This is a genomic window from Geminicoccus sp. (assembly GCF_035556675.1).
In the GTDB taxonomy this organism is placed as follows: Bacteria; Pseudomonadota; Alphaproteobacteria; order Geminicoccales; family Geminicoccaceae; genus Geminicoccus.
Window position 1 is genome coordinate 1 of record NZ_DATMFZ010000292.1, and the last position, 22,409, is coordinate 22,409.

Annotated in this window: 23 protein-coding genes; 9 read left to right on the forward strand and 14 right to left on the reverse strand. The window is 69.6% G+C overall.

What is annotated here, in order from left to right; genetic code table 11:
* Together pabB and VNS22_RS20050 are read left to right on the forward strand one after the other, a co-directional pair.
* A partial coding sequence (gene pabB / locus VNS22_RS20045) for an aminodeoxychorismate synthase component I (RefSeq protein WP_325735565.1) occupies positions 1–1,680 on the forward strand: 1,680 nt, incomplete at its 5' end.
* A gap of 126 nt (positions 1,681–1,806) precedes the next feature.
* On the forward strand, positions 1,807–2,040 hold the full coding sequence (locus VNS22_RS20050) for a hypothetical protein (RefSeq protein ID WP_325735567.1): 234 nt from the start codon (positions 1,807–1,809) through the stop codon (positions 2,038–2,040).
* Between the two features lie 12 nt (positions 2,041–2,052).
* Here VNS22_RS20050 and VNS22_RS20055 read toward each other — a convergent pair whose 3' ends face one another.
* The 5 genes from VNS22_RS20055 to VNS22_RS20075 form a co-directional block, all read right to left on the reverse strand.
* Entirely contained in the window at positions 2,053–2,922 is an 870-nt protein-coding gene (locus tag VNS22_RS20055; protein ID WP_325735569.1) for an HlyD family secretion protein, read from the reverse strand.
* Positions 2,923–2,932: 10 nt separating this feature from the next.
* A complete protein-coding gene (locus VNS22_RS20060) occupies positions 2,933–3,136 on the reverse strand; it encodes a DUF1656 domain-containing protein (RefSeq protein ID WP_325735571.1) in 204 nt (67 codons plus the stop codon).
* Entirely contained in the window at positions 3,136–5,160 is a 2,025-nt protein-coding gene (locus VNS22_RS20065; protein WP_325735573.1) for an FUSC family protein, read from the reverse strand. Before VNS22_RS20065 ends, VNS22_RS20060 begins: the two co-directional genes overlap by 1 nt.
* Positions 5,161–5,165: 5 nt before the next feature.
* Positions 5,166–5,642 (reverse strand): MarR family winged helix-turn-helix transcriptional regulator, encoded by a 477-nt coding sequence (locus VNS22_RS20070; RefSeq protein ID WP_325735575.1) that lies wholly within the window; start codon positions 5,640–5,642, stop codon positions 5,166–5,168.
* Positions 5,643–5,712: 70 nt separating this feature from the next.
* Complete coding sequence (locus VNS22_RS20075) at positions 5,713–5,958, reverse strand: hypothetical protein (protein WP_325735577.1); 246 nt, start codon at positions 5,956–5,958, stop codon at positions 5,713–5,715.
* A gap of 124 nt (positions 5,959–6,082) precedes the next feature.
* Between VNS22_RS20075 and VNS22_RS20080 the strand changes: the two genes are divergently transcribed.
* The gene (locus VNS22_RS20080; protein WP_325735579.1) at positions 6,083–7,003 is read left to right on the forward strand and encodes a transcriptional regulator GcvA; all 921 of its coding nucleotides are present in this window, start codon (positions 6,083–6,085) and stop codon (positions 7,001–7,003) included.
* A gap of 46 nt (positions 7,004–7,049) precedes the next feature.
* On the opposite strand, the gene VNS22_RS20085 is transcribed toward VNS22_RS20080, so the two are convergent.
* From VNS22_RS20085 to VNS22_RS20100, 4 genes are all read right to left on the reverse strand, one after another.
* Positions 7,050–7,427: a response regulator gene (locus tag VNS22_RS20085; protein WP_325735581.1), complete on the reverse strand. Its 378-nt coding sequence runs from the start codon at positions 7,425–7,427 to the stop codon at positions 7,050–7,052.
* Positions 7,428–7,565: 138 nt separating this feature from the next.
* Positions 7,566–8,330 carry a Crp/Fnr family transcriptional regulator gene (locus VNS22_RS20090; RefSeq protein ID WP_325735583.1) on the reverse strand — a complete coding sequence of 255 codons (765 nt, stop codon included), beginning with the start codon at positions 8,328–8,330 and terminating at the stop codon, positions 7,566–7,568.
* Positions 8,331–8,372: 42 nt separating this feature from the next.
* Positions 8,373–9,224, reverse strand: a complete 852-nt coding sequence (locus VNS22_RS20095) for a ParB/RepB/Spo0J family partition protein (RefSeq protein WP_325735585.1) — start codon at positions 9,222–9,224, stop codon at positions 8,373–8,375.
* On the reverse strand, positions 9,199–9,957 hold the full coding sequence (locus VNS22_RS20100; RefSeq protein ID WP_325735587.1) for an AAA family ATPase: 759 nt from the start codon (positions 9,955–9,957) through the stop codon (positions 9,199–9,201). Before VNS22_RS20100 ends, VNS22_RS20095 begins: the two co-directional genes overlap by 26 nt.
* Before the next feature lie 209 nt (positions 9,958–10,166).
* Here VNS22_RS20100 and VNS22_RS20105 point away from each other — a divergent pair, with 209 nt between their 5' ends.
* From VNS22_RS20105 to VNS22_RS20120, 4 genes are all read left to right on the forward strand, one after another.
* Complete coding sequence (locus tag VNS22_RS20105; RefSeq protein WP_325735589.1) at positions 10,167–11,039, forward strand: shikimate dehydrogenase; 873 nt, start codon at positions 10,167–10,169, stop codon at positions 11,037–11,039.
* Between the two features lie 43 nt (positions 11,040–11,082).
* A complete protein-coding gene (locus VNS22_RS20110; RefSeq protein ID WP_325735591.1) occupies positions 11,083–11,877 on the forward strand; it encodes an SDR family oxidoreductase in 795 nt (264 codons plus the stop codon).
* 92 nt (positions 11,878–11,969) lie between these two features.
* Entirely contained in the window at positions 11,970–13,370 is a 1,401-nt protein-coding gene (gene sthA, locus VNS22_RS20115; RefSeq protein WP_325735593.1) for a Si-specific NAD(P)(+) transhydrogenase, read from the forward strand.
* 72 nt (positions 13,371–13,442) lie between these two features.
* Positions 13,443–14,432, forward strand: coding sequence for an aldo/keto reductase (locus tag VNS22_RS20120; RefSeq protein ID WP_325735595.1), 990 nt, complete (start codon positions 13,443–13,445; stop codon positions 14,430–14,432).
* Between the two features lie 33 nt (positions 14,433–14,465).
* Here the strand turns inward: VNS22_RS20120 and VNS22_RS20125 are convergent, their stop codons facing one another.
* The 5 genes from VNS22_RS20125 to VNS22_RS20145 all read right to left on the reverse strand — a co-directional run bounded on the left by VNS22_RS20125 (position 14,466) and on the right by VNS22_RS20145 (position 19,688).
* Complete coding sequence (locus VNS22_RS20125; RefSeq protein ID WP_325735597.1) at positions 14,466–15,608, reverse strand: carboxylate-amine ligase; 1,143 nt, start codon at positions 15,606–15,608, stop codon at positions 14,466–14,468.
* Between the two features lie 98 nt (positions 15,609–15,706).
* The gene (chrA, locus tag VNS22_RS20130; RefSeq protein ID WP_325735599.1) at positions 15,707–16,897 is read right to left on the reverse strand and encodes a chromate efflux transporter; all 1,191 of its coding nucleotides are present in this window, start codon (positions 16,895–16,897) and stop codon (positions 15,707–15,709) included.
* Position 16,898: 1 nt separating this feature from the next.
* On the reverse strand, positions 16,899–17,873 hold the full coding sequence (locus VNS22_RS20135) for a potassium channel family protein (RefSeq protein ID WP_325735600.1): 975 nt from the start codon (positions 17,871–17,873) through the stop codon (positions 16,899–16,901).
* The gene (locus tag VNS22_RS20140) at positions 17,863–18,336 is read right to left on the reverse strand and encodes a GFA family protein (protein ID WP_325735602.1); all 474 of its coding nucleotides are present in this window, start codon (positions 18,334–18,336) and stop codon (positions 17,863–17,865) included. Before VNS22_RS20140 ends, VNS22_RS20135 begins: the two co-directional genes overlap by 11 nt.
* Before the next feature lie 71 nt (positions 18,337–18,407).
* Positions 18,408–19,688 carry a lipopolysaccharide biosynthesis protein gene (locus tag VNS22_RS20145; protein ID WP_325735604.1) on the reverse strand — a complete coding sequence of 427 codons (1,281 nt, stop codon included), beginning with the start codon at positions 19,686–19,688 and terminating at the stop codon, positions 18,408–18,410.
* A 129-nt stretch (positions 19,689–19,817) separates the two neighbouring features.
* Here VNS22_RS20145 and pgi point away from each other — a divergent pair, with 129 nt between their 5' ends.
* Together pgi and VNS22_RS20155 are read left to right on the forward strand one after the other, a co-directional pair.
* Complete coding sequence (gene pgi, locus VNS22_RS20150) at positions 19,818–21,443, forward strand: glucose-6-phosphate isomerase (protein WP_325735606.1); 1,626 nt, start codon at positions 19,818–19,820, stop codon at positions 21,441–21,443.
* Positions 21,444–21,582: 139 nt separating this feature from the next.
* A complete protein-coding gene (locus VNS22_RS20155; RefSeq protein WP_325735608.1) occupies positions 21,583–22,383 on the forward strand; it encodes a MipA/OmpV family protein in 801 nt (266 codons plus the stop codon).
* The last annotated feature ends 26 nt before the right edge of the window (positions 22,384–22,409 follow it).

Below are 22,409 nucleotides of genomic sequence, written 5' to 3' on the forward strand. Positions count from 1 at the left end.
CAGGACTTCCAGGCGATCCGCTACCATTCCCTGCTGGTGACCCGGCCAGGAACCGGGCTCGTGGCCAATGCCTTTGCCGAGGACGGCACCATCATGGGCCTGCGCCACTGCGCGCGGCCGGTCCACGGTGTCCAGTTCCACCCGGAATCGATCGCCACCGAACATGGGGCGGCCCTCTTGCGCAACTTCCTGGCCGAGATCCCCCCGGGCCGGCCCTGGCCAGCACGGCAGCCGCCTCCCCGCCCGGCCCGCACAGCATCGCCAGGCTTGCGCATCTTCACCCGGGAGCTGCCCGGCGGCGTCTCGCCCGAACGCTGCTTTGCCGCCCTTTACGGCGAATCGGCGGATGCATTCTGGCTGGACAGTGCCGCTGTGACCGCCCAGCTCGGCCGCTGGTCGTTCATGGGCGACGCGTCCGGCCCGCTGGCCGAGCGGATCAGCTACCGGGTGGCGGGGCGCCAGCTCTCGGTGAACGGCATGAAGTCCCGGGAGCGGCTGTTCGACGCCCTCGAACGCTGGCTCACCGAGCGCCGCGTCGAGCGGCCGGCCGGGCTGGACGTGCCGTGCCTGCCGGGCTGGATCGGCTATCTCGGTTACGAGCTGAAGGCGGATGCCGGGGCAGCAGCCGCCCACCAGGCCACCACGCCGGATGCCCAGCTGATCTTCGCCGACCGCATCATTGCCTTCGATCACCAGCAGGACCGCATCGTCCTGCTGGCAGCCGACCACGCGGACGCGGCCGGGCGTGCGGCGGCCTGGTTCGATGCCGTCGCGGCCCGCATCCGGGAGGCCCCTGCCCTCCCCCCGCCGCGCCCCCCGGCCACGCCGCTGCGCTTTGCCCCGCATCAGGACGACCAGACCTATCTGGCGCAGATCCGCGTGGCCAAGGAGGCGATCCGGCGCGGCGAGAGCTACGAGGTCTGCCTCACCAACGAGCTGGCGGCACAGGGCGAGATCGAGCCGCTTGCCGCCTATCGCCGGTTGCGGCAGGTCAATCCGGCGCCGTTCGCGGCGTTCTTGCGCTTCGGCGACCTGGCGGTCCTGTCCTCCTCGCCCGAGCGCTTCTTGCGGATCGGGCCGGATGGCGCGGTCGAGGCCCGCCCGATCAAGGGCACCATCCGCAGAGGCCGGGATGCAGCAGAAGACCGGATACTGGCCGAGCGGCTGTGTGCCAGCGTCAAGGACCGCTCCGAGCATCTGATGATCGTCGATTTGCTGCGCAACGACCTGGGCCGGGTCTGTGAGGCCGGCAGCGTCCGGGTCGACGGCCTGTTCGCCATCGAGCCCTATGCGACCGTCCACCAGATGGTGTCGACCGTCCGCGGCCAGCTCGCCGCTGTCTGCTCGCCCATCGACTGCATCGAAGCGACGTTTCCGGGGGGCTCCATGACCGGGGCACCCAAGCTGCGCACCATGGCGATCCTGGACGAGCTGGAGGGCCGGCCGCGCGGGATCTATTCCGGTGCGATAGGCTATGTCGGGCTGGACGGCAGCGTCGATCTCTCCATCGTGATCCGCACCGCCGTGCTGCATGGCGGTACGGTGCGGATCGGTGCGGGCGGTGCGATCGTCGATCTGTCCGACCCGGCCGAGGAACTGGCAGAGCTCCACCTCAAATGCACAGCCCTGCTGACCGCCCTTGGCGGCAGCCTGACGGCGGAAGCGCTGGAGAACGAATGAACTGCCGCATGGCCCGCTGCTCGGCCTGGCCCTTCTTCTGGCCGGCTTCACCACCGATCCGGCCGGAACGAGATCATCGGCGACGCGCAGCTGATCCTGGCGGGCCGCGGCTATACCGACGATGCGGTGACCATCAGCGGTGCGCGCACCACCGGCACCGTCCGCATCTGCCGCCGCCCGTTCATCCATAACGCCGCCGATTTCAACGCCTGGACCGATGGCCTGCCGGGCTGGAGTGCCGCACCCCGGCTGCACTGGGACGAGCAGGGCGAGTTTGCCGTGCAGGACGGCGGCAGTGCCGGCAAGGATCTCACCCATGACTGCGAGGCGGAGGGCAACTGCACCGGCCTGAACGACTGAGCGCCCGCCTCGTCAGCGCGGTGCCGGCAGCACCGACACCGTCGCGGTCTGGCCGGCCACGAGCCGGGTGCCCTCGGGTAGCGGGTCGAGCGCCACCCGTACCGGCACGCGCTGGGCGAGCCGCACCCAGGCGAAGGTCGGGTTGACGTTGGCCAGCAGGCCGTCGCTGCGCTCGCGGTCCTCGATGCCCGCGGCGATGCTCTCGATCCTGCCGCCGAGCACGGTGCCGCCGCCCATCAGGCGGACCTCCACCCGGTCGCCCACCCGGATCCTGGCGAGCTTGGTTTCCTCGAAATAGCCGGCGACATAGAAGGAGGCGTCGTCGACCAGGGCGGTGACCGCCTTTCCGGCAGTGACGTAGTCGCCCGGGCGCAGCGTGAGGTTGGTGATCACGCCTGCCACCGGCGCCCGGATCTCGGAGCGCGTCAGGTTGAGTGCCGCCAGGTCTCGATCGGCCTCCGCGAGGCGCAGGGCGGCCTGAGCCTGCGCTGCCGTCGTGGCGACCTGCTCCTGCTTCTGCCGGGCCACGACGTCTTCGGCCAGATATCCGTAGCGTTCGACGTCGCGCTGTGCCTGGTCCAGCGCCGCCTGGCTGTTGGCGACAGCCGCCTCGCTCTGGCGCAGCGCCAGGGCGAACCGCGCCTGGTCCAGGCGGAACAGCACCTGGCCCTGCACCACCTTCTCGTTGTCCCGCACCAGCACTTCCGCGACCATGCCGGAAACGTCCGGGGCCACCCCGACCACGTCGGCCCGCACCCGTCCGTCCCGGGTCCAGGGTGCCCGCATGTAGTAGTCCCAGAGCTGCCAGCCGACGAAGGCGGCGGCAGCAAGGACCAGGAGAGTGACCAGCACCTGGCTGGTCCGGACGAGATAGCGGCTCATGGAAACGTCTCTAGATGCGGGCCGCCAGGGCGGCGACGCCGCCCAGCAGCAGTACGAACAGGGCAAGGTCGAAGAGCGGGCGATGCCAGACGAAGCGATAGGCACCGATCCGCACCAGCAGGCGGCTGGCGAGCTCCTTCAGCGCCAGCGCGAGCACCGCGTACACCAGCAGGGCCGGCAGGAAGACACCGTAGAGGTCGATCTCACCGGGCATCAGGCGACTTCCTGCGGACGGTTCTCGGGCATGACCGGCCCGCCGGCCGGCAGGATGGCGCGCCGGATGCCGAACAGGGCCAGGAGTGCCGCGTCGGTTGCCCGATCGGGACCTGCCCGCCTCATCAGGCGGGTCATGACGGCGTCGAGGCCCGCCGCCAGCCGCTCGCGGCCAGCCGGATCGGCCCGTTCACCGCGAAAGTGCCGGCTCAGCGGGTCGAGCAGTGCGGCAACGGTCTCGCGATCTTCCGGCGTGAGGGTGTGACGCAGGCTGCGCAACTCCATGATGTTGATGCTGGCGCGCAGGTCCGCCAGCACAGCGTCCGTTTCCCTGGCCGCGCCCCCGGCATCGGCCAGGCGCGGTACCAGCAGGCCCAGCCGGTCGACCACGCGCCGGATCAGCCGGTGGAGGTCGTGGCCATACTCCCGGCTGGCGGCGCGCGCGATGTCCCGGCGGCTGGCGCGCAGCAGGCGCCGCGCACTCTGGTCGGCGCCGATCGAGCGCAGGATCGCGGTGACGGCTGTGGCGGCGAGCACGCCTGCCACCGTTGCCAGCGCACTGTTGGTGAAGGTGGCGAAGTCCGAATTGTAGCGGGACTGCAGCGCCAGCATCATCGGCACGTTCGCCGAGATGGTGAAGCCGGCCATGCCCCATCTGGCCGTCGCCATGAACGCACCGCTCACCAGGAGGGTCGGCGCCAGCACCAGCGCCAGTCCCTCGAAGCCGGTCACCATCGGCAGCACGGCGAACTGATAGGCCAGGACCAGCACCAGGGACGCGCACAGGAACAGGGTGAAGCGCCGGAGCATCGGCACCGGATTGTCCATGGCGGCGAAGATCGAGCAGAACACCGCCCCCATCTGCGCGGCCATGCCCCCTTCCTGCCAGCCGGTGGCAATCCAGAAGACGCAGCAGACCAGCGTGCCCACCGTGGCGGCCACGCCCGAGAGGGCCGCCATCCCGACGTCACGGTGCAGGCTGTCGTCGCCGGCATAGCGGGACGACATGCGCAGGTGGGAAGGCAGGCGCTCCCTGCCCGCCAGAATGTCCTGGCGGAGGACCAGGCAGTCGCTCCAGACGTCGATCAGGTCGTCCAGGCGGGCGCACAGGCTGGCCTGGAGCAGGCTGTGCCAGTCCCGCGGCTGCTCTGGCCGCAGTCCCGCGATCTGCTGGCGCAGTTGCTGGGCCTCTGCCACGGGCGCCTCCAGGCCGCGGCCGATCCAGTCGCTGATCGCCACGAGCAGGGCCGCCATCGCGTTGGCAGGCGTGGCCGCCGCCAGCCGGTCGCGCAGCGCCGACAGGATCGGCAGGAGCGCGATCATGCGCTGCTGGAGCACCTGCATCTGCCGGGCGGAGTGCCGGTAGCGCGAGGTGTCGTAGGCGAGATGGGTGGAAAGCGCGATCAGGTCGACCGTGTCCGCGGCCAGCCTCCGGCGGTCCGCTTCGGCCGTGCCGCCGCTGCTCTGGCGCAGCAGCACGTCGTTCGCCCACCGGCCGGCATCGGCCAGCCAGCGGTCGATCCGTGTGGCGACAATCGGCCCGACATGGCGCGGAAACAGGACCCGGCTGACCACGGCCGAGCAGAGAATGCCGAGCGTGATCTCCTCGGTCCGCGCGAGTGCGGTGTCGAAGATCAAGGTTGGATGGGTGACGGAGGAAAAGCCGATGATCGCCGCGGTATAGCCGGCCAGCATGAACACGTAGGAACGGGGCGTGCGATCCAGCAGGCTGACGAACAGGCAGGCGCCGACCCAGATGGCCAGGGCCAGGCAGAGCAGCTCCGGCGCATCGACCAGGTTCGGCACCAGGGCCACGGAAGCGACCGCACCGATCAGGGTGCCCAGCACGCGATAGACTGCCTTGGAGGTCACCGCACCGGCCAACGGATGGGCGACGATATAGACCGTACCCATCGCCCAGTAGGGCTGGGACAGGTCGAGGCTGAGCGCCACCCACAGCGCCAGCAGGGCTGCCAGGAAGGTCTTGGCCGAGAACAGGAATTCGGTGCGTCCGAGGCCGGCCACGCTGATCATTCCGCCTGGCCGGCCGGGCGCAGCAGGATCTGCTCGATCCGCTGGAGCACCGACATGGTGACGGCGAGCTCGCCCGCAGGAATATCGGCCAGGATCCGCTGGCGGAATGCCACCACCACCTGGTCGATCTCGCGGACCCGCTCCTGGCCCGCCTCGGTCAGGGACAGGATCTTCGCCCGCCGGTCGGCCGGATCCTCGCGGCGGGTGATCAGCCCCTCTGCGACCAGCCGGTCGACGATCCTGACCAGGGACGGCCCTTCCACGGACAGTTCCTCGGCGAGGGCACCCGGCCGCTGATGGTCGCCCAGCCGATGCAGCGTGAGGAGCGGCAGGGCGGTGGCCTGGGACAGCCCGCACTCGGCCAGCGCCTGGTCCACGGCGCGCCGCCAGTGGCGGCCCACATGGATGACGAGCTGGCCGAAGGTGCTGTGGCTGGCGGGATCGTCCTGCATGGGCGGGCAGATGGGTGCCAATCGCCTAGCATGCAAGTAGATAGGATGTTAGATATTTTAGTGATGCGTGGCGACGGCCCCTGCCCTGGCCCTAGATCAGGCGCCGCCACAGCAGGGCGTTCGAGTCACGCGACGCCTCCATGAGGCGCAGTTCTTCCATGCGTGCCTGTTCCGCCGGCGGCACGCCGATGTCCTGCCACTGCAGCCGGTTGAGGCGGCCGATCTCCGCGTTGTCCGGCAAGCCGCTGCCCAGGCGGCGCCAGATGGCGCCCAGCAACGGAAACAGGCTCGGCCAGCCGGATCTCTGAACATGGAGTGGCGCGATCTGGGTAGCCATCTTCAACTTGCCCTTCAGCTCTGATGAGCCATGAAGTGCAAATTATCTCTGATCCTATCAGCTTGCCCAGCGAGCGGTTCTTGAAGCAACATCAAGTCCTGGTTGGCGATCGGGTGCAGCTTCCATGGCGAGGTTCATTCCCGGGCTAGGCATGCTGCGGACCTTCGAGGCCGCCGCCCGGCACCTGAACTTCACCCGGGCCGCGGAGGAACTGGATGTCACGCCGGCGGCGGTGAGTGCCCAGATCCGCAGCCTCGAGGAGGTGCTGGGCGTGCGGCTCCTGTGGCGCACCAGCCGCAGCGTGCGCCTGACCGAGGCCGGCGAGGTGCTGCTCGAAGCGGTGGGCGAGGCGCTGGACCGGATCGGCCAGGCGGTCGACCGGGTCAGGGCGCCGTCCGGGCGGCCGAGCCTGAAGATCAGCACCGGCTTCTCCTTCGCCGCGAAATGGCTGGTGCCGAGGCTGGAGCGCTTCCGCCGCCACCATCCTGATCTCGACGTGCGGCTCGATGTCAGCGAACGGCTGGCCGATTTCCTGCGCGACGAGGTCGATGTCGCGATTCGCTTCGGTGCCGGGGTCTATCCCGGCCTGCGCAGCGACCGCCTGTTCGACGAGCACGTCTTCCCGGTCTGCAGCCCGCGCCTGCTGGACGGTGACCCGCCGCTGCGGGTGCCCGACGACCTGCGCCATCACGCCCTGATCCACGAGGCTTGGCAGTCACAGGACGGCAGCTGGCCGGACTGGCGCATGTGGCTCCTGGCGGCCGGGCTGGATGACATCGACCTCAGCCGCGGCCTGCATGTCCAGCAGAGTGCGCTCGCGATCCAGGCGGCGGTGGATGGCCAGGGGGTGGCGCTGGGCAATACCAGCCTGGTCGCCGACGATCTGGCGGCGGGCCGGCTCGTCCAGCCATTCGCGCTCTCGCTCAGCGTGCCCGGCTTTGCCTATTTCCTGGTGGCCCCCAGGCGCAGCGCCGATCGCCCGGTGGTGCGCGCCTTCCGGGATTGGCTGATGGCGGAGGTGCGCAGCGGTTCTGCCCGGAGCTGACGCCCCCTCCCCTGCCGGAGCCGGTCCTGCGGCGGGCGTCGCCACGTCAGGAAGCTCGGCGCTCCAGATAGGGTTTCAGCACCAGCCGCAGCTGTTCGGGATCATAGGGCTTGGCGATGACCGGCAGGTCCTGGAGGTCCGGCGGGATCGGCAGCTCGGCGCCATGGCCCGTGGTGAACACGCAGGCAGTGCCCTCTCGCTGCAGCCGGTTCGCCAACAGGAATGATGTCCCATCGCGCAGCTCGATATCCATGACCGCCACGGCTGGTCTCTGCCGGTTCACGAAGGCCTCGGCCTCGGCGAGCGTCAGTGCTGCATCCACCCGGGCCGCACCCAGGCTTTGCAGCGTCATGCTGGTGTCGAGCAGGATGATCGGATCGTCCTCGACCAGCAGGACGATCAATTCGGCGGATCCCAACGTCATACCCTCTGGCCTCCGCCCGTCGCCCACGAAGCGCCGCGGCTGGTCGAACAGGGGAAGAAGAAGCACGAACCGATCATAACTGTCTGTGCACTGGGCGACAATTCTCCGGCTGCTCTCGTCTTTTCGGCGAACGGCTGCTCAGGGCCGTGTAGGGACCTCGGGCAGGATCCGCCGGAAGTGCCGGCGCACGCTGGCATGGCAATCGCAGGACGCGCCTTCCAGGCCTTCACGGCTCTGGATGATGATCCGGCCCCTCGCCTGGCGGATCAGGCCGCACCTGCTGAGATCGCGCAGCGTCCGCGTCATCGTGGTGCGCTGCACGCCGAGCATCTGGGCGAGGAACTCCTGGGTGACCTTCAGTTCGTTGCTGCCGACGCGATCCATGGTGGAGAGCAGCCAGCGGCAGCAGCGCTGGTCGAGCGGATGCAGGGCGTTGCAGACCACCGACTGCAGGACCTGGGCCAGCAGGGCATCGGCATAGCGGGCGAACAGGTCGTGCAGCCGCGGGCTTTTGGCCTTGGCCGCCTCCAGCCGGGCAGTGTCGATCCGGAGGCAGCTGCCCGGGAGCTGCACGATCGTGCGCGCAAACGCCGGCTTGTGACCGGCACTCACCACTCCGCCGATCGCCCCTTCCCTGCCGATGGTCGCGGCCTCGGCAATCGTGCCATCGGCCATCACCAGGACCAGGGCCGCAATCATGCCCGAGATCGGGAAATAGGTGCTCACCACGTCGTCGCCGCTGTCCACCAGCAGCGTGTCCGCAGCCAGCTCGACGATGTCGGCACCGGGCAACAGGAGTTGCCGTTCCGCCGCGGAGAGTGAGGCGAGGAGCCGGTTCTGTGCCAGCCGCTCCAGGGAGACGGCGGGAATCCGGGAGGAAGGCAAGGGCATGGCGGGGGTCATGGCACTAGCGTATCCGACGTCGGATAGGGTGCGAGCCTGCCCTCACCGGGTTCTGCCGAGCAGGCTGCCGATCCGCAGCCAGACCTGCTCCAGCGTGGTACGGGTGACGTCGTCCAGCTCCTGCGCCTGGACCGCCTCCAACGTGCTGAGCAGGCGCCGGCCGCTGTCACCCACGATGCGCACGGCGGGGCGCGCCGGTGCCGGCCGGGAAGATACCGGGGCCCGCCTGGCCGCGCGCACCTGCCGCACTGTCGCCAGTCCCTGCTTGGCGAGATCCCAGAGCCGGAGCTGCTCCTCCTCGTCCTGGACCTGGGCCAGCTCGACCAGCAGCGATCGCCCGAGCCCGGGCACGCCAGGATACTCCTCGCGGATCCGGTCGGGCAGCCGGGCCAGGGACAGCAGCGCCGAGACGGTGTTCTGCTTCTTGCCGACCGCCCTGCCCACCTCGTCCTGGGTCCAGCCCTTCTCCTGCATCAGGCGCAGGATCGCGGCCGCTTCCTCGAACGGCCCCAGCTGCTCGCGCTGCAAATTCTCGACCAGCGCCAGCTCCAGTGGATCGCCGTCGCTGACGATCGCGGCGATGGTGCCCCGCCCGAGCGCGCCGGACGCCCGCCAGCGCCGTTCGCCGGCGACCACGATCCACCGGCCAGGCGTGGCTGCACGACGGACCAGGATCGGCTGCAGCAGACCGTGCGCCTCGATCGAAGCGGCCAATTCCTCCAGCGCCTGCGGATCGAAATGCCGGCGCGGCTGCTCCGGGTCCGGGTCGATCGTGGCCAGATCCAGCTCCACGATCTTCGGCAGGTCGGCCGAAGTGCGGAACAGCGCGTCGGTGGCGATCCGGTCGCGCAAGGTCGGGCGCGCCACCTTAGCGGATTTCGCGTTCGATCGCATCGGCGACCTCCTCGATACCCCGGATGATGTCCGCCCGGATCTCGTCCGGCGCAGAGGTGACCGACGCCCGGTCGAACGCGGTGGTGCGGCGCACCGGGGCGAACACCCGGTGCTTGGCACCGACCGCCGCGGTCAATTCCTCCAGCGCTTCCCGGTCGTGCCGGTTGCGGGCGTCGTGGATGGTGGGCAGCAGACCCAGGATCGCCAGCCCGGGGTTGAGCCGGGTCCGGATCCGGTCGATCGTGTCGAACAGCAGCGACACGCCCATGATCGAGAGATAGTCCGTCTTGACCGGCACCAGCACCTGGTCGGCGGCTGCCAGTGCGTTCACCGTGAGCAGTCCCAGCGAGGGCGAGCAGTCGATCAGAATGACGTCGAACCGCTCCGCCAGGGGCGCCAGCTTGTCTCGGACCAGGGTGGCACCGTTCCAGGCGGCGACCAGCTCGCTCTCGGCGGAAGCCAGGCGGATCGAGGCCGGCAGCAGAGTGGGTGCTTCGCCGAGCAGGACCTTGTCGATGGGCTGGCGGTCGAACAGCAAGGCGTGGAGAGTCTGGTCGCGCCCTTCCAGCACCCGGGGGTCGTGACCGGCATAGACGGTCAGGCTGGCCTGCGGATCGTCGTCGATCATGAGCACGCGCCGGCCACGTCGGGTCAGCGCATGGGCGAGATGGAAGGTCGTGGTCGTCTTGGCGACGCCGCCCTTCTGGTTGGCGATCGCGATGGTCACCGCCATGTGGACGTCCGGAGCCTCTCGATCGGTGGAGCCAACCCGATCGCTACGCGGGCGCCGGTGCCACCGCAAGTGGCCTGGACATCCGACGTCGGATGACGTGGCGCACCGGCCACGCTATCCGACGTCGGATCCAGCGCCACGTCTCGACGCCGGACGCCGGACGTGGCACCTGCGGTCGGGGCGCCCGGGCGAGGCGAGGGGGAGCGAACATGGCAATCAGCGGTGCTGCGCGCGTGGCAGGGGTGATGGGCTGGCCGATCGCCCACTCGCTCTCGCCGCTGCTGCACGGCTACTGGTTCCAGCGCTACGGCATCGACGGTGCCTATGTCCCGTTCCCGGTCCGGCCAGAGAACGCCATCGCTGCGATCCGGGCCCTGCCGCTGCTGGGCCTGCGCGGCTGCAACGTCACCCTGCCGCACAAGGAAGCGGCCTATGCCGCCGTGGACCGCCACGACGAGAGTGCGCGGCGCATGGGCGTGGTCAACACGGTGATGGTGCAGGAGGATGGCAGCCTGCTGGGTGCGTGCACCGACGGCCTGGGCTTTCTCGCCAACCTGACCGAGCAGGCGCCCGGGTGGCATCCGGGGCAGGGCGAGGCGGTGCTGGTCGGGACCGGCGGCGCTGCCCGCGCGGTCGCGGTCACGCTGCTGGATGCCGGGGTGCCCGGCCTGCGTCTGGTCAACCGCACCCTGGCCAAGGCGGAGGCGCTCGCCGCCGAGCTTCAGGCGATGTTTCCCGGTGTCACCGTTACCCCGCTCGGCTGGGCGGAGCGGGCAGGGGCGCTGGACGGTGCCGGGCTGCTGGTGCAGTCGACGGCGCTCGGCATGAAGGGCCAGCCTCCGCTCGACCTGACGCTGGACGCCCTGCCCGTTGCCGCGCCGGTGGCGGATCTGGTCTACACCCCGCTGGAAACCGACATTCTGCGCCGCGCCCGGCTGCGGGGCCACCCGGTGGTGGATGGTCTGGGCATGCTGCTGCACCAGGCCGTGCCGGGCTTTCGCCACTGGGGCGGCGTGACGCCGGCGGTGGACGCACCGACTCGCCAGGTGGTGGAGGCAGCGCTCCGGCAGCGCGACAGTTGATGCAAACGCCGGCACAGAATGCCGGCCAGAGGGAGGACGAAGGATGGATCTGGGCTTGCGCGACAAGGTGGCGGTGATCACCGGGGGCAGCATCGGGATCGGCCTGGCGATCGGCCATGGCCTGGCCGCCGAGGGCGCGCATGTGGTGGTGGCGGCGCGCAACGGCGAGCGCGCCCAATCGGCCGCCGAGGAGATCGCCGGCCGCCACGGCGTGCGCACCCTGGCGCTGGAAGTCGACGTGGCGACCGCTGCCGGCTGCGATACGATCGTCCAGGAGGTCGAGAAGGCGTTCGGCGGCGCCGACATCCTGATCAACAATGCCGGGACCGGCAGCAACGAGACGATCCTGGAAGCGCCCGACGACAAGTGGCAGTACTACTGGGATCTGCATGTCATGGCCGCGGTCCGGCTGGGCAGGGGCCTGGCCCCGCAGATGATCCGGCGCGGCGGTGGCGTGGTCCTGCACAACTGCTCGATCTGCGCCACCCAGCCCCTGTGGTATGAGCCGATCTACAACACCACCAAGGCGGCCCTGGTGATGTTCTCCAAGAACCTCGCCAACGAGCTGATCCCGCACAACATCCGGGTCAACGCGGTCAATCTCGGCCTCACCCTCACGCCCGACTGGGTCAAGACCGCCACCCAGCTCACCGATGGCACCGGCAAGACTTGGCAGGATTATATTCAGGGGATCGCCGACGAGTTCGCGCCGATCAAGCGGTTCGCCAGCCCGGAGGAGGTGGCGAACTTCTTCGTCTTCCTCTGCTCGGACAAGGCCACCTACAGCGTCGGCTCCACCTATTACATCGATGGCGGCATGCTGAAGACGGTGACCTGAGCCGCCGGCCGTGCCCGCTTCTTCACCATGCTGGCACGGTCCTTGCTCATCATCCGGGCAGCGTCGGGGGGCGCTGGCCGGAGCGATGAGCCATGCATTTCGATCTGATCGTCATCGGTAGCGGCCCCGCCGGCCGGCGGGGTGCCGTCCAGGCCGCCAAGCTCGGCAAGGACGTGCTGGTGGTGGACCAGGGCCGCCGGGTCGGCGGCGTCTCGGTACATACCGGCACCATCCCGAGCAAGACCCTGCGTGAAACGGTCCTGAACCTGTCGGGCTGGCGCGAGCGCGGCTTCTATGGCCGTTCCTACCGGGTGAAGAAGGAAATTTCTGCCGCCGACCTCCTGAACCGGCTGCACATCACCCTGAACCACGAGGTCGAGGTGCTGGAGCACCAGTTCGCGCGCAACCGGGTGACGACGCTCACCGGCACCGCGCGGTTCCTCGACCCGCACCGGATCGAGGTCGCGACCGCCACCGGCGAGCAGCTGACGATCTCGGCCGACCGCTTCCTGCTGGCGGTCGGCACCCGGCCGCATCGGCCGGACCATATTCCTTTAGATGGCCGCAGGGTCCTGGACAGCGACCAGATCCTGGAGATGGACCGGCTGCCGCGCCACCTGGCGGTGGTGGGGGCAGGGGTGATCGGCGTCGAGTACGCGACCATCTTCAGTGCGCTCGACGTGCCCGTCACCCTGATCGAGCCGCGCCCGGCCATGCTGGAGTTCCTCGACCACGAGCTGGTCGACGACCTGGTCCACCAGTTGCGCGACCGCGGCACGACCCTGCGCTTCGGCAGCAAGGTCGCGGCGATCGACACGCCGGCGGATGGGCCCTGCATCGTCCGGCTGGAGAATGGCAGGGTGGTCCAGGCCGACATGGTGCTCTACGCCGCCGGCCGCTCTGGCGCTACGACGAGCCTGGGCCTCGAGGCTTGCGGGATCGAGGCGGATGCGCGCGGCCGCCTCTCGGTCGATCCCCGGACCTTCCAGACCAGCCAGCAGCACATCTACGCCGCGGGCGACGTGATCGGCTTTCCCAGCCTCGCCTCGACCTCCATGGAGCAGGGCCGGCTCGCCGCCTGCCATGCGTTCGGCGTCGCCGCGCACGAGCCACCGCGCTTCTTCCCCTACGGCATCTATTCCGTGCCGGAGATCTCGACGGTCGGGCTCACCGAGGAGGAGGTCCGCCAGCAGGGCATCGCCTACGAGTGCGGCATCGCCCGATTCCGCGAGACGTCGCGTGGCCAGATCATGGGGCTGAACGCCGGGATGATGAAGCTGATCTTCGCGCTGGACGGCAAGCACCTGCTCGGCTGCCACATCGTGGGGGAGGGGGCGACCGAGCTCGTCCATATCGGCCAGGCGGTGATCAACCTGAACGGGACGCTCGACTACTTCATCCAGAACACCTTCAACTACCCGACACTGGCCGAAGCCTACAAGGTCGCGGCCCTCGACGCCTGGAACCGGATGCCGAGGTGCCCCAGCCGGTGAGGGGAGGGCCTTTACCTGGCAGCTCCCGTGACCCAACTGGTTCGGGAACGCTCGCGGGTATGGAGAAGGCAGTTGGAACAGCGGGAACTCGGCAAGTCGGGCCTCAGGATCGCGCCGCTCGTGTTCGGCGGCAACGTGTTCGGCTGGACCGCCGACGAGCGGACCTCGTTGGACCTGCTCGACCGCTTCGTCGACGCCGGCCTGAACGCGATCGATACGGCCGATGTCTACTCGGTCTGGGTGGATGGCCACCAGGGTGGCGAATCCGAGACGATCATCGGCCGCTGGATGCAGGCGCGGGGCGCCCGCAATCGGGTCGTGCTCGCCACCAAGGTCGGCATGGACATGGGCGGCGGGCGTACCGGGCTGAAGGCCGCCTGGATCGAAGAGGAGGTCGAGGCCTCGCTGCGCCGGCTGCAGACCGACCATATCGACCTCTATTTCGCCCATCAGGATGACCTGGACACGCCGCTCGAGGAAACGCTGGAGGCGTTTGCCCGGCTGGTGCAGGCCGGCAAGGTCCGGGCGATCGGCGCCTCCAACTACGAAGCACCGCGCTTGGCCGAGGCGCTCGAGCTCTCGGCCAAGAACGGCTGGCCGCGCTACGAGGTGCTCCAGCCACACTACAATCTCTACGACCGGGTCGCCTACGAGGTGGCGCTGGAAGAGGTCGCAAGCGAAGCCGGGCTCGGCGTGGTCACCTATTTCTCGCTGGCCCGGGGTTTTCTGACCGGCAAGTACCGCAGCGAGGCCGACCTCTCCAAGAGCGTGCGCGGCCAGGCGCTGGCCGGCAACTTCGAGGAGCGCGGGCTGCGCGTGCTGGCAGCCCTCGACGAGGTCGCGGCCGAGACCGGCGGCACGCCGGCCCAGGTGGCGCTGGCCTGGCTGATGGCCAGGCCCTCGGTCACGGCACCGATCGCGAGCGCCACCAGCCTCGCCCAGCTCGACGAGCTGATCGGCGCAGTCCACCTCCGCCTCGCGCCCGATGCGCTGGAGCGCCTGGATCAGGCGAGCATGCCGAAGCTGCTCGAGGAGTCGGAGAAGATCATCGCCAACGAATGACGGGCCCGCGAATGGCGGATGGGCCGGGCGGCCTCACGCGGCCGCCTTGGTGCCCGCCACGGTGAGGCGCACCAGCTCGTCCACCACGCTGACCAGCGCCTCCTGCTCCGGCAGGTCGTCCTCCCGGCCGGCGGACCAGGCGGCGAGCTGGACTTCCGCACTGGTGCCGCGCGCCACGATGTCGTTGGCACGCCGCAGCTCGACACCACAGCCCAGCTCGTCGGCATCCGCCTGGAGTTCCTCGACCAGCTCGGCCACCAGGGTGCGCATCGGCACCAGCCGGCCGCGCTTCAGGCAGGCGATCTCTGCTTCGACCCCGGCGAGTTGCACCCGCCACTGGTTCTCCTCGGTGACCAGCTTCTGGAAGCGGTGCGGCTCCGGCTCCTCGGTGCGGGCGAACATCGCGAGCAGCGATTGGTAGAGAGCAGCCAGCGTGAGCGTGTCCTCAAGCCGTGTGCAGACCTCCGCGATCCGCAGTTCCAGCGTCGGCTGGCGCAGGCTCGGGCGCAGGTACCACCAGATCTTGGACGAATCGGTGCAGAGCCCGGTCGAGGCGAACAGCTCGGTGAAGGCCTGCCATTCCGCCCAGTTGGCCATCACCTGCGGGATCCCGGTGCGCGGGAACTCGCCGAAGATGGTCGGGCGGAATGCCTTCATCCCGGTCGCATGACCCTGCCAGAATGGTGAGGAGGTGGAGAGCGCCAGGAAGATCGGCAGGTAGGGGATGAGCCTGTTCATCACCCGGATGCGCCGGTCCTTATCCTCGATCCCGGCATGGATGTGCATGCCGCAGACCAGGACACGGCGGGCCACCATCTGGTAGTCCTGGGCGATCTTGCGATAGCGTGCCCCCTTGCTGGTCAGCTGCTCGTCCCAGCGCGAGAACGGGTGGGTGGAGCTGGCCACCGGCGCCATGCCGTAGCGGCCCGCGATGGTGGCGATCGTGCCGCGCAGCCGCGCCAGCTCCCGGCGCGCCTGCCCGACTGTCCGGCACACCCCGGTCGCGATCTCGATCTGCGACTGGAGCAGCTCGCCCGTGACCTGGTCGCCCAGGGCCTCGCGGCACTCGGCGAAGAACCGGGGGTTGCGCCTGGGCACCAGGGCGCGGGTTTCCAGGTCGACCAGCAGATATTCTTCCTCGATGCCGAGCGTATGGCGGACCGGCTTGCTGCTCATTACTGCACGCTCTTCGGGCTTGGCCCGGCACCGCTGCCGGGCGTCCGGTCAACCCGGGTGGATGCCACGCGGTTCCGTGTGAAATGGCGGGGGCCCGATCAGAGGCCCGAGGCGCTGGACGCCATGCCGCCGGCCGCTGCTGCCGCCACCACCAGCCAGACCGGCAGCCGCCAGATCGTCAGCAGGAGGAACAGCAGCAAGGCGAGGGCGAAGTCGGCCGGACGGTGGATGCTCGACACCCAGACCGGGTCGTAGAGTGCCGCCAGGAGGATGCCGACCACGGCCGCGTTGATCCCGGTCAGGACGGCGCGCACCAGCGGGCGGCGGCGCAGGCCCGCCCAGAAGGGCAGGGTGCCCAGCACCAGGAGGAAGGAGGGGACGAAGAGTGCCACCAGGCAGAGCAGGGCGCCGGCCACCCCGTTGGGTGCCGGATGGAGCACCACGCCCAGATAGGCCCCGAACGTGAACAGTGGCCCCGGGACGGCCTGGGCCATGGCATAGCCGGCCAGGAACCGGTCGGCATCCACCCAGCCGGGTGCCACCACGGCCCCCTGCAGGAGCGGCAGCACGACATGGCCGCCCCCGAACACCAGGGCACCGACACGATAGAAGCGGTCGAAGATCGCAAGTGCTGTGCTGCCCGTGCTTCCGGCCAGGAGCGGCAGGCCTGCGAGCAGGAGCGCGAAGAGCAGCAAGGCGGCTGCCGCCAGGCTGGTGGGGATCCGTACCCGCAGCGCCTCGTCCTGCCCGGCAGGAGCCACCTTCGGCAGGAGCAGACCGACGGCACCGCCGAGCATGATGGCGGCAAGCTGCCCGGCCGCGCCTGGAACCAGCAGCGCCAGCACCGCAGCGATGGCGGCCAGGCTCGCCCGGGTGCGGTCCGGGCAGAGGCTGCGCGCCATGCCGTCGACCGCCTGGGCGACCACCGCCACCGCCATGATCTTGAGCCCGCGCAACCAGCCGGCCGAGCCCGGATCCAGGTCGGTGACCAGCAGGGCGAACAGAATCATGATCACGGCAGAGGGCAGGGTGAAGCCCAGCCAGGCCGCTCCTGCTCCTGGCAGGCCCGCGCGCAGCAGGCCGATCCCCATGCCGACCTGGCTGGAGGCGGGGCCCGGCAGGAACTGGCACAGCGCCACCAGGTCGGCATAGGCCGCCTCGGTCAGCCACCGGCGGCGGACCACGAACTCGTCGCGGAAATAGCCGAGATGAGCGATCGGGCCGCCGAACGAGGTGAGGCCCAGGCGGAAGAACACCGCCAGCACCTCGATCGCCGGGTGCCGGGTCACGTCAGTCCTTTTCCGCCGGGCGCAGCGCCGCCGCTTCCTGCTCCTCCTCCCGCCATTCCAGCTCCGGGTCGTAGGCCGCGATCTCGGAGAAGGCGAACAGCAGCAGCACCACGCCGAAGATGATCTCGGCGATCACCAGCAGCCGGGCGAACGCGTGCAGCGGGGTGATGTCGCCATAGCCGATGGTGCTGAGGTTGATGAAGGAGAAGTAGATGGCATCGGGCAGCGCCAGCTTGCCGGGCGTGCCGGCGATCGCAAAGGCGGGCTCGCTGGTCACGTGGTCGAGCATGGCGAACAGGGCGGCGAACACGATGCCGATCATCAAGTAGACGATCACGAAGGCGAACACCGGCACGATCCGCGCCTGCATCCGCCGCAGGAAGATCCGGAACAGGAGCCCGGTCTCGTTGAGCAGGAACACGACATCCGCCGCGAACCCGAGGCAGAGCGTCCCGGTGAGCGCCGCCGCACCCAGGAGCGCCAGGGTCACCGCCGTAGGATGCTCATCCGCCGGGAGCAGGACCACGGCCACGGCACCGGCCAGCGTGCAAGCGCCCAGCCAGACCAGCCCGCGCTGGAGGATCCGCCTGGTGGCGCGGCGGGGCGGGCGCTGGAGCTGTGCCAGGATCATCGGCCGCTGCCGGGCGATGCCGACGACGAGGCCCAGGAGCGGCAGGAAGTAGGCGAGTGCCTCCCCGGGCAGATAGGCCCGGCGGAACAGCGACACGGATGCCGCGGCGAACAGGGCGGTGTAGATCGCGATGCACACGGCGAGCGTCACGGTGATGCCGGTGGTGCCCGGCAGCAGCCGGCTGACCGCCAGGATGCCGCCGCCCGCTGCCGCCAGCATCAGCAGCACGAGGACCGGCCGGTGCAGGCCCACCGAGCCGCCGATCAGCAGGAGCATGACCAGGCTCAGCGCCAGGCCGCCGGTGAGGATGGCGCGGCGGTGCGGCCCGTGCGGCTCAGCCGGCAAGGGCCGCTCCGATCCTGGCCTTGACCCGGTCGGACCAGACCAGCTCGCTGTCATAGTCGCCGGCAAAGCAGGGCCGGTCGTCCGGCAGGACCACCCAGGGATGCCGGGTCGCGGTGAAGCAGTGGATGTCCGGGACGATCACCTGGGCCTCGTCGAGGATGCCCACCGGCACGATCGCGATCCGGTCGCCCAGCAGGGAATGGTTGCTCCAGAGCATCGCCCGGCAGGTCCGGCAGCGATGCAGCTTCTGCCCGGCCGGCAGGGCCGAAGGCGTGTGAACCGCTTCAGGGTCCTGGCCGGTGAGCGTGATTCGATCCAGTTCGATCATGGCGTTGACCGCGAACGGCGCGCCGGTGACCCGCTGGCAGAACCGGCAGTGGCACGCATGGGTGATGATGGGCTCGTCTTCCAGGCACAGGCGCACGGCACCACACAGGCAGCCGCCCTCGAACGTCCTGGCCATCGCTCCTGTCCCCTGGCTCTCTCGCGCGTGGGCGCGACCCTGTCAGGCGGGCCCGGCACTGCCAAGCCCGGTCAGCGCCGCACCAGCCGGAGCAGGCTCCTGCCATCCTCCCGGCTCGGCAGGAGCAGGTCGCGCAGGCTGGTGCCGAAGATCCGGTGCCAGGCGACCAGCACCGCCACCGCCACCACCGCCTGGCCCAGCGTATAGCCGACCGCAGCGCCCGCCACGCCATGCAGCGGGGTGAGCCACCAGACCAGCAGCCCGTGGATCAGCGTGCCCGGCCCGAAGATCACCAGGCCGAGCTTGGCCTGGCCGCGTGCCGAGAGGCCCGGGAACAGCATGCTGGCCTGGCAGCCCAGCACGGCACCCGGCAGCATCAGCCGCAGCGACGGCGCCTCCGCGGCATAGGTCTCGCCCAGCAGCAGCGTCAGCAGATAGGGCGCCAGCAGGCCCACCACCACCGCGAACAGGGCCATGGCCAGCGTCAGGAGGCGCACCAGCCGGATGGTGGCGCGCGCACCCTGGCCGTCCCGGTCCTGCTGGACGCCATGGGCGAACACCGCGACCCCTACCGCCGTCGCGAGTTCCGCCAGGATCTCGGTCATCCGCAGCGTGCCGACATAGCGGCCCACCAGCTCCGGATCGCCCACCGCGGTGACCGCCCAGATGCCGACCCGGCCGAACAGCATCACGCCGATGATCCCGGACAGGAACGGCAGGCCGCCCACCACTAGGTCGCGTCCCAGGGCAAGCGAGGGCAGGGGCAGGGGACGAAGCCGCCAGAGGAGCTGACCCGTCAGGACCAGCGCACCACTCCATTGCGCGGCCACCAGGATCAGGAGGGCGCTCTCCAGGTCGAGCCTGCCGGTGAAGAAGGCCGGCACGGTCAGGGCGAGCAGGACGGCCCGAACCACCAGCTCGCCTACGTTCAGCTCCGCCACCCGCTTCAGCCCGAGCAGCGGCCCCTGCAGGGTGCGCATCACCACCTGCGGCGGCGTCACCATCGCCGCGCACAGGAGCAGGCTGCTGCCCAGCTCGTAGCCGGCCAGCGTGCAGGCATACCAGGTAGCGGCCGCACCCAGCGGCATCACGGCGAGCAGGAGCGCCATGGCGGTGCTGGCGACCGCGCCGGCCGGCACGCCCCGCTGCCCGATTGCATAAGCCCCAGCCTGGCGCACGCCCAGGTCGAGGGCCACGGTCAGGATCAGCGTGGTCGCCACCAGGAAGCCGTAGAAGCCGAAATCGGCCACCGGCAGGGCGCGGGCCAGCAGCGCCAGGGCCAGCACGTTGGCCCCACGCATCAGGAGACGGCTGGAGAGAACCCAGGCAGTATCGAGAACGAGGCGGCGCAAGCGGGGGATTCCTCGGGCGGCAGAAGCGTGGCGCCGGTTTGGTACTGGACGGGCGTCCTGCCAAGCGGCATCGCCTTGGGCGACGCCCGGGGCCGGCCCCGGGTTTCCAGGATGCAACGGGAGATGGCGATGGACCAGCGAGTGACGGCGGCATTCGAGGCGCTGCGCCAGCATGCGGGGGAGGTGCGGCAGCTGCACCTCCGCCAGCTCTTCGAGCAGGACCAAAGCCGGTTCGACCGGTTCACGGCGGAAGCCTGCGGCATCCTGATGGACTATTCCAAGGCGCGGATCACGCCCGAGACCATGCCGAAGCTCATGGCGCTGGCCGAGGCCGCCGGGATCGAGGCGCGCCGCGACGCCATGTTCAAAGGCGAGAAGATCAACACCACCGAGGACCGGGCCGTCCTGCACACCGCCCTGCGCAACCGCAGCGGCGAGCCTGTGCTGGTGGACGGCAAGGACGTGATGCCGGACGTGCTGGCCGTGCTGGACGCCATGCGGAAGTTCACCGATGCGGTACGCGACGGCAGCCGCACCGGCTCCACCGGCAAGCGCTTTGCCGACGTGGTCAATATCGGCATCGGCGGCTCCGATCTCGGCCCGCGCATGGTGGTCCGCGCCCTTTCGCCCGACAGCTCGCCGGAGCTGCGCGTCCACTTCGTCGCGAACGTCGATCCCGCCGACATGCACGACGTGCTGGCGCGGCTGGACCCGGCCACCACCCTGTTCGTGATCGCGTCCAAGACCTTCACGACCATGGAGACCATGACCAACGCGCGCGCCGCGCGGGCCTGGGTCGCCGATGCGCTGGGCGAAGACGCGGTCGGTGCCCATTTCGTCGCCGTCTCCACCAACGCCAAGGAGGTGTCGGCGTTCGGTATCTCCACCGACGAGATGTTCGGCTTCTGGGACTGGGTGGGTGGCCGCTACTCGCTCTGGTCGGCGATCGGCCTGCCGATCGCGCTCTCGATCGGCTTCGCGAAGTTCGAGGAGCTGCTGGACGGCGCCCACGGGATGGACCGCCATTTCCGGACCGCGCCTCTGCAGGAGAACCTGCCGATGCTCCTGGGCCTGCTGCGGGTCTGGGAGATCGACGCCATGGGCAGCACCTCCGTGGCGCTGTTGCCCTATGACCAGCGCCTGGAGCTGTTCACTCCGCATCTCCAGCAGGTCGACATGGAGAGCAACGGCAAGGGCGTGATGCTGGACGGCATGCCGGTCGTGTTCGGCTCGGGTCCCGTAGTCTGGGGCTCGCCCGGCACCAACGGCCAGCACGCCTTCCACCAGCTCCTCCACCAGGGCAACCGCATCATCCCCTGCGAGTTCCTGCTGGCCCGGCACAGCCGCAGCCCGATCGGCGACGGCCACGCCAAGCTGATCGCCAACTGCCTGGCCCAGTCCGAGGCCCTGATGCGCGGCAAGAACGAGGCGGAGGTCCGGGCCGAGCTGACCAGGCAGGGCCTGTCTGGCCAAGCTTTGGAGAAGCTCGTCCCGCACAAGCTGTTCACCGGCAACCGGCCCTCGATCACCTTCCTCTACGACCGGCTGGACCCCCGCACGCTGGGCGCCATCACCGCCCTCTACGAGCACGCGATCTTCGTCCAGGGTGCCTGCTGGAACGTCAACAGCTTCGACCAGTGGGGCGTGGAGTTGGGCAAGCAGCTGGCCCTGCCGATCCTGGAGGAGCTGACCGGCGGCGGGACCGGCAGCCACGACGCCTCGACCGCCGGCCTGCTCGCCCGGATCAAGGGATGAGAATCGATGGGCTGTGCGGAAACCTTCTTGACGTATCAGGAATGTTTCCGGAAATCCTGAGCTAGGTTCAGGAAGATCTGCCATGCCGCGCCGCACCGCCGCGACGGCTGGAGCGGCCAAGTGGTGGTGAGGCATGCTGGTGAGCAGAGCGTGGGCGGCGCTTTGCCAGATCGGGTTCGTCGTCGCTCTGCCGGCCACTGCTACGGCCACCGAGCCGGACGGCCCGACATGGATGATGCGGATCGGCGGTTCTCTCGAGTATGGCCCCGACTATCCAGGTGCCCGCTCCCGGGGCTTCACGCCGGTCCTGTCCGATCTGGAGTTGTACCGGGCCGAGGACGGGCCGACCTTTGGGGCGCCCGACGACGGCTACGAGCTGCCGCTGTTCGACAATGGCTGGCTCAACCTGGGGCCGGTCGGCGACTACCAGCCTGGCCGGTCGGCCGGCGATGACGCCCGCCTGAGCGGCCTCGACAACTATCCAGCCACTTTTGTCGCCGGCCTCTATGCCGAAGCCTGGCCGGTGGCGGATCGGCTGCGTGGCCGGATCGAACTCCTGCAGGGCCTGCGTTCCGGTGCCGGCCTCCAGGCCAGCTTCTTCGCCGATTGGGTCGAGCAGCACGGTCCCTGGACCTTCTCGGGCGGGCCCCGGGCCGTCTGGGGCAACGCTGCGTTCATGCGGGACCGGTTCGGCATCTCGCCGGCTGCCGAGGCGAACAGCGGCCTGCCTGCCCATGACGTGGATGCCGGCTTCAGCTCGGTCGGGATGACCCTGGCCGTCAGCTACGCGCTGTCACCGCGTTGGACGGTCACCCTCTATGACGCCTATGGTCGACTGGTCGGAGACGCCGCCGATAGTCCCATCGTGCAGACGATCGGCTCCAAGGATCAGAACATCCTGGGGATGAGCCTGGAATTCACGTTCGATACAGGCTTCTGAATAGATTGCCGGAAACTCCGGAGAAT

Bases quoted from the DNA above. Each gene is read 5' to 3' on its own strand.
- VNS22_RS20055 (WP_325735569.1), bottom strand. From the start codon at position 2,922: ATGAGCCGCTATCTCGTCCGGACCAGCCAGGTGCTGGTCACTCTCCTG.
- VNS22_RS20060 (WP_325735571.1), bottom strand. From the start codon at position 3,136: ATGCCCGGTGAGATCGACCTCTACGGTGTCTTCCTGCCGGCCCTGCTG.
- VNS22_RS20075 (WP_325735577.1), bottom strand. From the start codon at position 5,958: ATGGCTACCCAGATCGCGCCACTCCATGTTCAGAGATCCGGCTGGCCG.
- VNS22_RS20080 (WP_325735579.1), top strand. From the start codon at position 6,083: ATGGCGAGGTTCATTCCCGGGCTAGGCATGCTGCGGACCTTCGAGGCC.
- VNS22_RS20085 (WP_325735581.1), bottom strand. From the start codon at position 7,427: ATGACGTTGGGATCCGCCGAATTGATCGTCCTGCTGGTCGAGGACGAT.
- VNS22_RS20090 (WP_325735583.1), bottom strand. From the start codon at position 8,330: ATGACCCCCGCCATGCCCTTGCCTTCCTCCCGGATTCCCGCCGTCTCC.
- VNS22_RS20095 (WP_325735585.1), bottom strand. From the start codon at position 9,224: ATGCGATCGAACGCGAAATCCGCTAAGGTGGCGCGCCCGACCTTGCGC.
- VNS22_RS20100 (WP_325735587.1), bottom strand. From the start codon at position 9,957: ATGGCGGTGACCATCGCGATCGCCAACCAGAAGGGCGGCGTCGCCAAG.
- VNS22_RS20105 (WP_325735589.1), top strand. From the start codon at position 10,167: ATGGCAATCAGCGGTGCTGCGCGCGTGGCAGGGGTGATGGGCTGGCCG.
- VNS22_RS20110 (WP_325735591.1), top strand. From the start codon at position 11,083: ATGGATCTGGGCTTGCGCGACAAGGTGGCGGTGATCACCGGGGGCAGC.
- sthA (WP_325735593.1), top strand. From the start codon at position 11,970: ATGCATTTCGATCTGATCGTCATCGGTAGCGGCCCCGCCGGCCGGCGG.
- VNS22_RS20125 (WP_325735597.1), bottom strand. From the start codon at position 15,608: ATGAGCAGCAAGCCGGTCCGCCATACGCTCGGCATCGAGGAAGAATAT.
- VNS22_RS20140 (WP_325735602.1), bottom strand. From the start codon at position 18,336: ATGGCCAGGACGTTCGAGGGCGGCTGCCTGTGTGGTGCCGTGCGCCTG.
- pgi (WP_325735606.1), top strand. From the start codon at position 19,818: ATGGACCAGCGAGTGACGGCGGCATTCGAGGCGCTGCGCCAGCATGCG.